A 12891-nucleotide genomic window follows, 5' to 3' on the forward strand; every position below is an offset into this window, starting at 1 on the left:
TGCAAGAAAAGCAGCATGATAAGATCTAAAATTTGTTCCATTAAAAGGAGGGACTGTCCGTGAAATTTGTGCTGAGTATGCCTCTAGCTCCGGCGGGCATGGAAATGATGAAAAAACTGGGCATCCAATGGGAAGTGGGTCCCGGGATAAACTGGGAAGCCTATCCGGATGCTCTTTTGGAAAGCGCTGATGCACTGATCATCCGGCTGGAAAAATGTCCGGAATCCGTCCTCCGCCGGTGCCGGAACCTGAAGGTGCTGGGCCGTCCGGGGATGGGCTTTGAAAACGTCCCGGTGGACTGGTGTACGGAACGGGGCATCCCGGTGGTGCTGGCTCCCGGAGCCAACGCCCGGAGCGTGGCGGAACATGCCCTGGCCCTGATTTTTGCCTGTGCCAAGGATCTGAAGGAAATGGATGAGGAGAACCGGAAGGGGAACTGGGGGATCCGGGCCCAGGGAAAACAGATGGAGCTGGCGGGCAAAACCGTGGGCATTGTGGGGGTGGGCGGCATCGGCAGCCTGCTGGCAGGGATGTGCCGGGCTCTGGGCATGGAATGCATCGGCTGGAGCCATTCCCACAACCGGGCCCGGGTGGAGGCCGCCGGCTGCCGGTATGTGGAGACCCTGGAAGAAGTGCTCCGGACCAGTGATTTCGTGTCCCTGCACATTCCCCTGCTGCCTTCCACCCGGCACTGCATCGGCGCCCGGGAGCTGTCCCTGATGAAACCCACCGCTTTCCTCATCAACACGGCCCGGGGTGCGGTGGTGGACGAACAGGCCCTGGCGGATGCGGTGAACCAGGGGGTGATCGCCGGAGCCGGGGTGGATGTGTACGGAACGGAACCGGCGGTCCTGGACAATCCGGTATTCACCGCTCCCCGAATCCTCTGCACGCCCCACAGTGCGGCCCTGACCCCGGACTCCTGGGCCCGGATGGCCTGCGGCGCCGTGGAAGGCTGTTATGCCGTGTGCCAGGGGAAGGAATGGCCGGGGGTGGCCAATCCGGAGGTGTGGAAGAAAAAATCTTGACAGGACTCCGGTAATTTAGTACACTAGCGGAGTAAAGTAAAACAACAACTGAACGGTCCGGCCCAGAGACGGACCGTTTCGGTTTCTGAGGGGGTCCTGATGATGACAAAGGCAGTGGCAATATTGGGGAGCAGCGGAGGCAACCTGTACAATCTGGGAGGGAAGGATCCGGAATCCCTGCTGGGGGAATTGGTCCGGCAGATCAAAGCCGCCGGGATGGAACTGGCGGCCATCCAGTTCATCGGAGCGGAAGCTTCCATGGATACGGCCAGGCCGGATACCAAAGCGGCGCTGTGGACCTGGAACGGAACGGAACCCCAGGTGATCTTCCGGGGCACCCTGGAAGAAGTGAACCGGGAAGCGGTGCTGGAAGATGAAAAAATCGCCGGGCTCATCGATGAGGGGAAAGTGGACGGGCTGATCCTGGCCAGCTGCGATCCCAGGGGAGCCAACCGGCGGGCCATGGAAACGGCGGCGGAACAGAAACTGGCGGCCACCGGCACCGGGGGCACGTCCATGGCCCTGGCCCAGTCCATGGGCCTGAATGTGGTGGCGGTGTCCGGCACCACGGGCACCACCAACCGGACCCGGGCCATTGCCAATGTGTTTGCCCTGGCCAGATTCTGGAAGCTCAGCTACCGGCCGGCCATGAACGGGGGTGTCACCACTGAGGGGCCGGACGAAAAATCCAGCCTGCTGTCCCGGATCAGCGTCCGGGGGATCCTGATGGCTTCCCTGCCCGGGTTCATCGCCATGGCCCTGACCCTGATCCTCAGCAAGGTGCCGGGACTGGCCTACTTTGAAAAGATCTTCAACGTGATGATCGATGCCCTGCCGGTAATCGTGGCCACCGTAGCCGCCAAACAGGTTTCCGGCATGGGGGATGTGGCCATTGTGGCCGGGGTGGTCACCGGGATCCTGTCCGTGAAGGGCGGGCTCATCGGGGGCATCATCGGTGGGATCCTGGCCGGGATCCTGGTCCAGTTCCTGCTGCTGAAATGCCTGAAACTGAATTTCCCCGCCACCACCGCCAACATTGTGGCCGGGGGCATTGCGGGACTGGCAGCCGGCCTTCTGATCTACCTGTTCATTGCGCCTCTGGCGGATGCGGTGGGCAACGGCATCCGCTATGTGATCGACTGGGCCTTCTCCATCCATCCGGTGCTCTGCGGCGGCCTGGCCGGGCTCCTGATCTGGCCGGCCATTATGGGGGGCATGTACCATGCGGCCATCCTGCCCATTATCTTGCTGGAAATGGAAAAGACCGGGAACTCCTTCCTGGGGGCCATCGACATGGTGGGGCTGGTGATGGTGTCCGCCGGGATCATGGCAGCCAATATCCTGGCGCCCCGGCGGAAGGACGACCGGGCCCTGGCCATTCCGGGACTGTTCATCAACATGGCTTTCGGGACCTTTGTGGAAGCAGCCTATCCCTTTATGTTCTCCAATAAAGTGGTGATGGCCGGCGCCATCCTCTCCGCCGGGGTCGGCGGGGTGGCCGTGGGGTATTTCAATGTGCGGGGGACGGCCTACGTGCCCAGCATCGTGGCCCCCACCCTGTCCAACAATGTGCTGGGTTTTGCCCTGTGCATGTTCCTGTCCGCCTTCTGTGCCTGCTGCATCACCCTAGCGGCCAACCGGTTTACGAAGAATAAGGAAGAGTGAAAAGAAGGGGTCAGCAGCCGATGGAAATCAATTTTTGCAAATTGATTTTGAAACAGCATAAACCGTAGGGGGCGCAGGCCGGTTGCCCCGCAAAACACATGGGCAACTGCTGATTTGGCGGGCGGCCGGGCCTGTCGCCCTTACGGAAACGATTGATACAACCATTGCCGTTGACAGCTGACTGTTGACCGGGGGTGTTGCACGTCCTGTGCAACACCCCCCTCATTTTTTCACAAACAGCGGATCCTTTATCCGGAAATAGTCGTGGATCAGGTCTTTGTAGCAGAGCATGGCCTTGTTCAGGTAGGCTCCTTTTTTGTAGGTGATGCACATTTCCCAGTAGGGGTCACCGGGGATCCGGTAAAAGGCGATCTTGTCCTGGTACCGGTAATAGCCGCCGGCCACGATGGTACAGGCCATGTTGTTCTTCACCATGGTCAGCAGGGCCCGGATGCTGGCGCTTTCAAACAGCACATAGGGATGGTAGTCCGCCTTTTTCAGGATCCGGTCGATGAGCTGGCGCATGGTGGATTTGGGGAACATGAGTACAAAGGGGCTGTCCTTGCACTGATCCACTTCCATATAAGGCAGTTCTTCCAGGGGAGTGCCGGGCCGGGCCGGGTTGACGGCCCTGGGATTCTGCCGGGGAATGGCCAGCAGCAACGGTTCTTTCCGGACCAGCTCGAATTCCAGGTCCGGTACCTTTTGCTTTTCCGTGACGGTGACTACCCCCAGATCCGTATCCCCCCGGCTGAGGCAGTTCAGCTGGTCCACCACGAACATTTCATGAGGGCGCAGGGTGATGCCGGGGAATTTCCGGTGGAACTGGGGGTAGGTGGATACCAGCATGTCGATGCCCCGTTCCCGGGAAAAGGTCAGCCGCAGGTCTCCCAGGCTGCTCTGGGCCATGTCATGGATGATGTTGTAGGCCTCCCGTTTTTCCCGGAGCATGTTCTCTCCGTATTCCAGGTACACCCGGCCGGCGCTGGTGGGGGTCATGTCGTGCTTGTGCCGGACAAAGAGTTTGATCCCCAGCTGCTGTTCCAGCTTCAGCAGCTGCTGGTTCAGGGCGGACTGGGTGATGAACAGCTGCTCGGCGGCCCGGGTAATGCTGCCGGTTTCCGCAATCTTCACAATGTATTCGATCTGTTTCAGATCCATTGCGCACACCTCACTTAGAAAAACTAATTTTAGAACTAAAAATAAACAATTTGATTTATAGTAGCATGAAAATTACAATAAAGTCAAACACTGAATCCGGACGCTATTCACAAAAGACTGAAAACGCGCAATTTCAGAGAAGCCGCCGGATCGATGGTCAAGGCCTGTGACACAGTTGGAACCTGTTGGTTATTCATCAAGGAGGAGCAAATCAATGACACCCGTAATTACCAAAATGGAAGTTTATCCGGTTGCCGGCAAGGACAGCATGCTGCTGAACCTGAGCGGCGGACATGCCCCTTATTTCACCCGGAACATTGTCATTCTGACCGATTCTGAAGGCAACACCGGCGTGGGGGAAGTCCCCGGCGGCCCCAAGATCACCAATGCCCTGGAAGATGTGAAGGACATTGTGGTGGGGACCAAGATCTCTGATTACCGGAACACTCTGCTGGCAGTGAAGGCCCATCTGGACAAGAACGGCGAAGAAGATGTCCGGGGCAACCAGACCTTCGATCTGCGGACCGGGGTCCATGTGATGACTGCCATCGAAGCCCCCTGTCTGGACCTGCTGGGCAAGTTCCTGGACATGCCGGTCTGCCGTCTGCTGGGCAACGGCCAGCAGCGGGATTTCGTCCGGTTCCTGGGCTATCTGTTCTTTGTGGGCGACCGGAACAAGACGGATCTGCCCTATGATCACGAAGAAGATTCCGATTGTGAATGGTACCGTCTGCGGAACGAAGAAGCCCTGGATGCAGACAGCGTGGTGGCCCTGTGCCGGGCTGCCAAAGAAAAATACGGCTTCAAGGACTTCAAACTGAAAGGCGGCGTGCTGCCCGGGGATGAAGAAATGAAGGTCATCAAGGCCATGAAGAAAGCCTTCCCGGATGCCCGGATGGACCTGGATCCCAACGGGGCCTGGAAACTGGATGATGCAGTCCGGTACGTATCCGACATGCACGGCATCCTGACCTATTGTGAAGATCCCTGCGGGGCTGAAGGGGTTTACTCCGGCCGTGAAATCATGAGCGAATTCCGCCGGCGCACCGGCTTCCCCACCGCCACCAACATGATCGCCACCGACTGGCGGCAGGTGGGCCATTCCCTGGAAAGCCAGGCGGTGGACATTATCCTGGCTGACCCACATTTCTGGACCATGAACGGGTCCGTACGGGTGGCCCAGATGTGCCATGAATTCGGCTATACCTGGGGCAGCCATTCCAACAACCACTTCGACATCTCCCTGGCCATGTGCGTCCAGGTAGGGGCTGCAGTACCGGGCTTCTACAATGCCCTGGATACGCACTGGATCTGGCAGGAAGGCCGGGAACGGCTGACCAGGGAACCCATGCAGATCGTGGATGGCGGCATCAAGGTGCCGGACAAACCGGGTCTGGGCGTGGAAGTGGACCGGGAACAGGTTCTGAAAGCTCACGAACTGTACAAGAAACACTGCCTGGGTGTGCGGAACGACGCCATCACCATGCAGTATCTGATCCCCGGCTGGAAATTCGATGCAAAATCTCCCTGCCTGGTTCGGTAAGGACAGGATTGATCGATCGGAGGAATAGAAAATGGCAGAATCCACACGGATGGTCCTGGGTCTGGGCCTGGGCATCCTGGTTATGATTATCTTAGTCGCAAAAACAAAAGTCCACAGCTTCATCGCCATGCTGATCGCCGCGTTGATCACTGGGATCATCGGGGGCATGCCCATCCTCACCGTGAAGGTGGCGGGCAAGACCACCGTGGGCGTCATCAACGCCATCAGCACCGGCTTCGGCAACACCCTGTCCAGTACGGGCATCATCATTGGCCTGGGGGTCATGATGGGGGCCATCCTGGAAAAATCCGGGGCTGCGGAAAAACTGGCCATCAGCTTCATCAAACTGGTGGGCAAGGGCAATGAAGAATGGGCCCTGGGGGTCACCGGCTGGGTGGTTTCCATTCCCGTATTCGCTGACTCCGCCGTGGTGATGCTGTGCCCCCTGTGCAAAGCCATCTCCAAGGTTACCGGAAAATCCGTCATCGGCCTGGGGCTGTCCCTGGCCTGCGGCCTGCAGCTGACCCACGTGCTGGTGCCCCCCACTCCGGGGCCGCTGACCGCAGCCGGCATGCTGGGCATCGATGTGGGCCAGATGATCGCCGGGGGCGCCATCCTCAGTATCCCCATGCTGCTGGTAATCGTTCCCTACTGCAAATGGATCGGCAAAAAGATCTACCAGGTGGTCAACGAAGACGATGAATACGTTCGTCCCCAGCAGGGCGAACAGGTGAAACTGGCTTCCACGGAACTGCTGGATCAGTTCCTGAACCGGACGGATCTGCCGGGACTGGCCATTTCCGCCGCTCCCATCGTGGTTCCCCTGGTGATGATCCTGACCAAGACGGTGCTGGATCTGATGGGCGCGGACAAGAGTGCCGGGTACTACTACTTTGTGGCCCTCTTCGGCAGCCCCATTGTGGCCCTGATGATCGGGACCCTGATCGCCATCTACGGCCTGGTTTCTGACCGGGATACCAAGGAAGTCCTGAAGATGATGGATGACGGGATCAAGGATACCGGCATCATCATGCTGATCACCGGCGTGGGCGGTTCTCTGGGCTATGTGGTCCGGGCTTCCGGCATCGGCAATGTGCTGGGCCAGATGGTTGTGACCTGGCCGGTACCGGCTGTGCTGATCCCCTTCTGCATCGCCGCTCTTATGCGGATCTGCCTGGGCTCCGCAACGGTGGCCATCGTGACTTCCGCTTCCCTGACCATGCCTCTGATGAGCCAGCTGACCATCAGCCCGCTGCTCATGGCTCTGTCCTGCTGCGTAGGCGCCATTTCCTTCGGGTACTTCACCGACTCCGGGTTCTGGGTCTGGAACGGAATGTTCGGTGTCAGCGACCTGAAAGAACAGCTCCAGTGCAAGACTGCCGTGTCCATGATCATGGCCGGCGTAGGGCTTCTGGAACTGCTGGTTGCCCAGTATTTCATCTAAAAAACAGGAGCTGCTTTCTGCAGCTCCTCTGGGAAAGCCAGAGACCGGGTTCCCTGGTTTTCCCAGAGGATGATTCCCTGTGACAATCTGATAAACTGCGTACTATGGATCAACAATAGGAGGGGTAAGCATGTACAAGATTCTGGTGCCCAAGGCGCTGAAACCGGTGGCCCGTGAGTTCCTGACAAAGAAAGGCTATGAACTGGTGAGCCCGGAAGCAACGGACGAGGCCTCCCTGGCCAAAGCCATTGCCGATGTGGATGCCGTCATCGCCCGGACGGAGAAATACACCAAAACCGTGGTGGACGCCGGGAAGAACCTGAAGATCATCGCCCGGTACGGCATTGGGTACGAAAACATCGACCTGGCCGCCTGTGATGCCAAAAACGTCACAGTGACACTGGCCCGGGGGTGCAACACCTATTCGGTGGCGGAACATGCCATCTCTCTGATGCTGGCCTGCTTCCGGCAGATTCCCCAGCTCAACCAGGAAGTCCGGAAGGGCAACTGGAAGAGCCGGGATGCCATCGAAACCCACGAAGCCCGGTACAAGACTTTCGGCAGCATCGGCATCGGGCCCATCGGCCTGGAAGCGGTGAAAATCGCCCACTTCGGATTCCAGATGCGGATCCTGGTGTACGACAAATTCGTGGACCGGAGCCAGTTCCCGGACTGGGTGGAATTCGTGGATACCCTGGATGAACTGATGGAACAGGCGGATGTGGTTTCTCCCCACCTGCCCCTGAACAAGGGAACCTTCCACATCATCGATGAGGAAGCCATCTCCCACATGAAGCCCACGGCGGTGCTCCTGAACGTATCCCGGGGAGCCATCTGGGATGAAAAGGCCGTGTACAAAGCCCTGAAGGAAGGACGGATCGCCGCTGCCGGTGCGGATGTGTTTGAAACGGAACCGCCCACCCCGGACATGCCTCTGTTCAGCCTTCCCAATTACATCGGCTGCCCCCACACCGCAGCCCTGACGGAAGAAGCAGTGGACGCCGTGGCCATGAACTGTGCCCAGGCCATCGATGACCTGCTGAACGGCCGGGAGCCCAAATTCATCATCAACCATCCGGAAAAAGCCTGATAGATCGCTGCAGCCAGGCTGCAGGAAAGTGTATGGGAGGATCGACAATGAGCAAAGACATCACCATCAACATCAATGAAAAACTGTGCAAGCAGTGCGGCATCTGCTCCGCCCTGTGTCCCAAACAGGTGCTGGAACAAAGCTACGGCAGCTATCCCAAGGTGGCTCACCTGGATGCCTGCATCGGCTGCAAACTGTGCGCTCTGCGCTGCCCTGATTTTGCAATTGAAGTGGAGGTCAAATAATGGCTAAGGTAGAAAAGAAATTCATGGAAGGCAATGAAGCAATGACGGCTGGAGCCATTGCTGCCGGTGCCCGGTTCTTCGCGGGCTACCCCATTTCCCCCAGCTCTGAAGTGGCCAAGGCGGCTGCCAAGGAACTGCCCCGTCACGGCGGGATCTACATCCAGATGGAAGATGAACTGAGCTCCATGGCTGCCCTGCTGGGGGCTTCCCTGGCCGGCAAGAAGGCTTTCACCGCCACCAGCGGCCCGGGCTTCTCCCTGATGCAGGAAAATCTGGGTCTGGGGATTATGTCCGAACTGCCCTGCGTCCTCTACAATGTACAGCGCAGCGGCCCGTCCACCGGGGCTGCCACCAAACCGGCCCAGGGCGACCTGATGCAGGCCAAATACGGCACCCACGGGGACCACAGCATCATTGCCATCAGCCCCTCTTCCGTGCAGGACTGCTATGATTTGTCCATCACCGCTTTCAACCTGGCGGAAAAATACCGGACCCCGGTAATCTTCCTGGCGGACGAAGTGGTGGGGCACCTGCGGGAAACCCTGACCATCCGGGAACCGGAACCGGACGAAATCATCAACCGGAAAGCACCTGCCACCAAAAACCAGGCAGACTTCCGTCCCTATGACTACAGCAGCACGGAAGTGGCTCCCATGGTGGCCGTGGGCGACCGGGACCTGCTGATGCGGACCACCGGTTCCACCCATGACGAAAAAGGGGAATTCTGCCCCTCTCCGGAAAACATCGACCGGGTAACCCATTACCTGGTGGACAAAATCGAAAAACACGTGGACGACATCACCATCACCCGGAAATACCAGATGGACGATGCGGATGTGGTCCTGATTTCCTTCGGCTGCTCCGTCCGCAGCTCCCTCAGCGCCATTGAAATCCTGCGGAAGAAAGGCGTGAAAGCCGGGCTCCTGCAGCTGGTCACCGTATGGCCCATGCCGGAAAAAGAAATCCGGGCTGCCCTGCAGCAGGCCAAAATCGTCATCGTGCCGGAACTGAACCTGGGCCAGCTGGCCGGGGAAGTCCGGAAGTACAACGACTACGGCTGCAAAGTGCTCCAGGCCAACCGGACCGACGGGATCCTGCTTACCCCGCAGCAGATCGTGGATGTTTATGAGGAGAGTGAAAAATAATGAAATCTTACAAGGACTATATGCTGTTTGACAAACTGCCTCAGACCTGGTGCGCCGGGTGCAGCCACGGGATCGTGCTCCAGTCCATTGCTGCCGTCATGGCGGAACTGGAAGTGGACAAGCACGACATGGCTCTGGTCAGCGGCATCGGCTGCTTCGGCCGGGTGGATGACTATCTGGACATCAACTGCATGCACGTGACCCACGGCCGGGCTCTGGCCGCTGCCACCGGTGTGGCTCTGGGGAATCCGGACCTGCACGTGCTGGTGACCATGGGCGACGGGGACGGCACCACCATCGGGGGCAACCACCTGATCCATGCAGCCCGCCGGAACATCAACGTGACGGCCATCATCTCCAACAACTACAACTATGGGCAGACCGGCGGCCAGTATTCCGGCACCACTCCCACCCACAGCATTACCCAGACCTCTCCTTACGGCCACATCGAACAGAACTTCGATGTGTGCAAGCTGGCCATTGCCGCCGGGGCTTCCTATGTGGGCCGTGCCACTGCCTACAACCCGGTGATGCTGCGGAAGCTGATCAAGGAAGGGATGCAGGTGAAAGGGTTCTCCCTGATCGAAGTGATGAGCGCCTGCCCCACCCATTACGGGAAATTCAACAAACTGGGAGCAGCTGCCCACATGATGCAGCTGATGAACGAACAGAGCGTGACCGTAGCCCAGGCTGCCAAGATGAGCGAAGAAGAGCTCCAGGGCAAAATCGTGGTAGGGTGCCTGAAGAATGCACCGCGGGACGACTACTACACGGACTACAAGAAGATCATCGATGCCAACAGAATTGAGGGATAACCATGAAAAAAGAAATCGTATTGTCTGGGGTCGGCGGCCAGGGCGTAGTTTCCGTTGGGGAAGTCATGGGCCTTGCCTCCCTGAATGAAGAGAACATCAACGCCACCATGAGTGCTTCCTACGGGGCAGAAGCCCGGGGCACCTTCACCAAGACCGACGTGGTCCTGAGCGACGGGCTGGTGGGCTATCCCAATGTGGCTGTGCCGGATCTGATCCTGTGCCTGGCCCAGGTGGCCTATGACCGGTACGTGGACAAGTTCACCGATGACACCCTGGTGTTCTATGATTCTGACGAAGTGACCCCCAAAGAAGGGGCCAAAGGCACCGCCATCGGCCATCCGTTCCGGAAACTGGCCGTGGAACTGGGCAGCATCCAGAGCGCCAACTTCATCGCTCTGGGAGCCATGATGAAAAAGACCGGCCTCCTGAAGCCGGAAAGCGTGGAACAGGGCATTGCCAAACGGTTTGCCGGGAAACAGAAAGTCATCGACAGCAACCGGAAGGCTTTTGAAAAAGGACTGACCCTGGAATAATTGCACCCTACAGACAACGAATTGAGGTATTATCCATGAGCGGAAATGAACTGAACTACAAGAACAACCGCAGTGGAATCATGGTCAACGGGGTGGGCCGGAGCGGCAACCGGGCTCTGCTGTACAGCATGGGCCTGGAAGAAGACGACTTCCGGAAACCCATCATCGGGATCGCCAATTCCTTCAGTGAACTGGTGCCCGGCCATATCCACCTGCGGGACCTGGCCCGGGATGTGAGCGACGGCATCCTGGAAGCCGGCGGGATCCCCCGGGAATTTGACACCATCGCCCTGTGCGACGGCCTGTGCCAGGGGCACAGCGGCATGCGGTATTCTCTGCCCAGCCGGGAAATCATTGCGGACTCCGTGGAGGCCGTGGTGGAAGGGAACCAGCTGGATGCCGTGGTGATGCTGGCCTCCTGCGACAAGATCGTCCCCGGGATGATCCTGGCCGCAGCCCGGATGAAGATCCCGGCCATCATCGTCACCGGCGGCCCCATGCTGGCCGGCAACTGCGATGGCTACACCAACATCTGCCTGAGCAACCTGCGGGAATTCGTGGGCCAGTATCAGGTGGGCAAAATGAGCTATGAAGAGCTGCGGAAGATGGAAATGGCTTCCCTGCCCACGGTGGGCTCCTGCTCCATGATGGGCACCGCCAACACCATGAGCTGCCTGGCGGAAGTGCTGGGGCTGACCCTGCCCCGGATGGGCACCTCCCCGGCCGTGTCTTCGGAAAAACGGAGACTGGCCCGGGCCAGCGGCAAACGGATCGTGGCCATGGTGAAGGAAGGCATCACCACCCAGGATATCCTGACCCGTTCCGCCCTGCTGGATGCGGTCAAGGCCGTTATGGCCATGGGCGCCTCCACCAACTCGGTGCTGCATCTGATGGCCATTGCCCATGAAGCCCATGTGGACCTGACCCTGGAAGATTTCGACCGGGTCAGCCGGGAAGTACCCTATCTGTGCAACCTGCGTCCTTCCGGCCAGTATGCGGTGGATGTGCTCCACGCCAACGGCGGGGTGCCTGCAGTACTCCGGGCCATCGAAGATAAACTTGATGACCATATCACCGTGACCGGCCACACTCTGAAGGAAAACATTGCCGCCCAGCCTCTGGTGGAAAACGACGTGATCTTCCCCCGGAGCAAACCCAAGAACAAAGAAGGGGGCATTGCCATCCTGAAAGGGAACCTGGCTCCCGACGGCGCCGTGGTAAAGGCCAGCGGGGTGAAACCCAACATGCATGTGTTCACCGGCAAAGCCCGGGTGTTCGACAGCATGGAAGATTCCATCACGGCCATCGAAGCCGGGGAAATCCAGCCCGGGACGGTCATCGTCCTGCGGTATGAAGGACCCAAAGGCGGTCCCGGCATGCGGGAAATGTTCCTGGTCACTGCCCTCCTGGTGGGCCGGGGCATGGACGAAAGCACCGCTCTGGTCACCGATGGACGGTTCTCCGGATCCACCCGGGGGCCATGCATCGGTCACGTTTCTCCGGAAGCCGCTGCCGGCGGTCCCATCGGCCTGATCCAGGATGGGGACGTGATCCATATCGACATCCCCAACCGGAGCCTGACCATGGATGTTTCCGACGCCGAACTGGCGGAACGGAAAAAGCATTTCAAACCGGTGGTGAAAGCCACCTCCCCCATGCTGAAAAAATATGCAGCTTTGGTATCTTCTGCTGACAAAGGGGCCGTCCTTCAGGTAAAATAAGAAGCAAACAGGGAACGTTCCCATAACAGCGTTCCCTTCCTTACAGGAGGCACATCTCATGGCAGAAAAAATCACCTACAAGCTGAAACATGTGGGCATCAACTGTGAAAACGAAAAAGAGGCCAAACAGCTGGTATCCCTCTTATGCAGTCTGTTTGACCTGGAACCGGGAAATGAAAATGACACACACATCTTCGTTTCCAATATGTTCGAGGTGATGAAGGACAGCACCCGGGGCCACCATGGCCATATAGCCCTGCAGACTCCAGATGTGGAGCTGGCCATGGCGGACCTGGCCCGGAAGGGGATTTCCTTCAAGGAGGAAACCATCCGCCGGGATGCTGACGGAAAAGTCATCTTCGTCTATCTGGACGGGGATATCGGAGGCTTTTCCTTCCATCTCACCAAATAAAAAGTGTGGACGACCATCCCTCAACTGGTATGAAACCAACCCCTCTGATGAATGACGCCGGAGCCCCTTCGCCAATGGGGGCTCCGGCG

General features: G+C 58.6%; 12 protein-coding genes. 11 read left to right on the forward strand and 1 reads right to left on the reverse strand.

What is annotated here, in order from left to right:
* Window positions 1-59: 59 nt before the first annotated feature.
* Together ACFER_RS00385 and ACFER_RS00390 are read left to right on the forward strand one after the other, a co-directional pair.
* Window positions 60-1028 (forward strand): hydroxyacid dehydrogenase, encoded by a 969-nt coding sequence (locus tag ACFER_RS00385; RefSeq protein WP_012937468.1) that lies wholly within the window; start codon window positions 60-62, stop codon window positions 1026-1028.
* Between the two features lie 102 nt (window positions 1029-1130).
* Window positions 1131-2693 carry a PTS sugar transporter gene (locus ACFER_RS00390; RefSeq protein WP_041666062.1) on the forward strand — a complete coding sequence of 521 codons (1563 nt, stop codon included), beginning with the start codon at window positions 1131-1133 and terminating at the stop codon, window positions 2691-2693.
* Window positions 2694-2915: 222 nt separating this feature from the next.
* Here ACFER_RS00390 and ACFER_RS00395 read toward each other — a convergent pair whose 3' ends face one another.
* Complete coding sequence (locus ACFER_RS00395; RefSeq protein ID WP_012937470.1) at window positions 2916-3854, reverse strand: LysR family transcriptional regulator; 939 nt, start codon at window positions 3852-3854, stop codon at window positions 2916-2918.
* A 214-nt stretch (window positions 3855-4068) separates the two neighbouring features.
* On the opposite strand from ACFER_RS00395, the gene ACFER_RS00400 reads away from it, so the two are divergent.
* The 9 genes from ACFER_RS00400 to ACFER_RS00440 all read left to right on the forward strand — a co-directional run bounded on the left by ACFER_RS00400 (window position 4069) and on the right by ACFER_RS00440 (window position 12802).
* Complete coding sequence (locus ACFER_RS00400) at window positions 4069-5397, forward strand: enolase C-terminal domain-like protein (protein ID WP_012937471.1); 1329 nt, start codon at window positions 4069-4071, stop codon at window positions 5395-5397.
* 31 nt (window positions 5398-5428) lie between these two features.
* Window positions 5429-6841, forward strand: coding sequence for a GntP family permease (locus ACFER_RS00405; RefSeq protein WP_012937472.1), 1413 nt, complete (start codon window positions 5429-5431; stop codon window positions 6839-6841).
* Window positions 6842-6971: 130 nt separating this feature from the next.
* Window positions 6972-7931: a hydroxyacid dehydrogenase gene (locus tag ACFER_RS00410; protein WP_012937473.1), complete on the forward strand. Its 960-nt coding sequence runs from the start codon at window positions 6972-6974 to the stop codon at window positions 7929-7931.
* Between the two features lie 47 nt (window positions 7932-7978).
* Window positions 7979-8176 carry a 4Fe-4S binding protein gene (locus ACFER_RS00415; RefSeq protein ID WP_012937474.1) on the forward strand — a complete coding sequence of 66 codons (198 nt, stop codon included), beginning with the start codon at window positions 7979-7981 and terminating at the stop codon, window positions 8174-8176.
* Complete coding sequence (locus ACFER_RS00420; protein ID WP_012937475.1) at window positions 8176-9321, forward strand: 2-oxoacid:acceptor oxidoreductase subunit alpha; 1146 nt, start codon at window positions 8176-8178, stop codon at window positions 9319-9321. Before ACFER_RS00415 ends, ACFER_RS00420 begins: the two co-directional genes overlap by 1 nt.
* Window positions 9321-10136: a thiamine pyrophosphate-dependent enzyme gene (locus ACFER_RS00425; protein ID WP_012937476.1), complete on the forward strand. Its 816-nt coding sequence runs from the start codon at window positions 9321-9323 to the stop codon at window positions 10134-10136. The genes ACFER_RS00420 and ACFER_RS00425 overlap by 1 nt, the downstream gene beginning before the upstream one ends.
* Window positions 10137-10138: 2 nt before the next feature.
* Window positions 10139-10669 (forward strand): 2-oxoacid:acceptor oxidoreductase family protein, encoded by a 531-nt coding sequence (locus tag ACFER_RS00430; protein WP_012937477.1) that lies wholly within the window; start codon window positions 10139-10141, stop codon window positions 10667-10669.
* A 35-nt stretch (window positions 10670-10704) separates the two neighbouring features.
* Window positions 10705-12390, forward strand: coding sequence for a dihydroxy-acid dehydratase (gene ilvD / locus ACFER_RS00435; protein WP_012937478.1), 1686 nt, complete (start codon window positions 10705-10707; stop codon window positions 12388-12390).
* Between the two features lie 58 nt (window positions 12391-12448).
* Complete coding sequence (locus ACFER_RS00440; protein WP_012937479.1) at window positions 12449-12802, forward strand: VOC family protein; 354 nt, start codon at window positions 12449-12451, stop codon at window positions 12800-12802.
* Window positions 12803-12891: the final 89 nt, after the last annotated feature.

The organism is Acidaminococcus fermentans DSM 20731, from assembly GCF_000025305.1.
In the GTDB taxonomy this organism is placed as follows: Bacteria; Bacillota; Negativicutes; order Acidaminococcales; family Acidaminococcaceae; genus Acidaminococcus; species Acidaminococcus fermentans.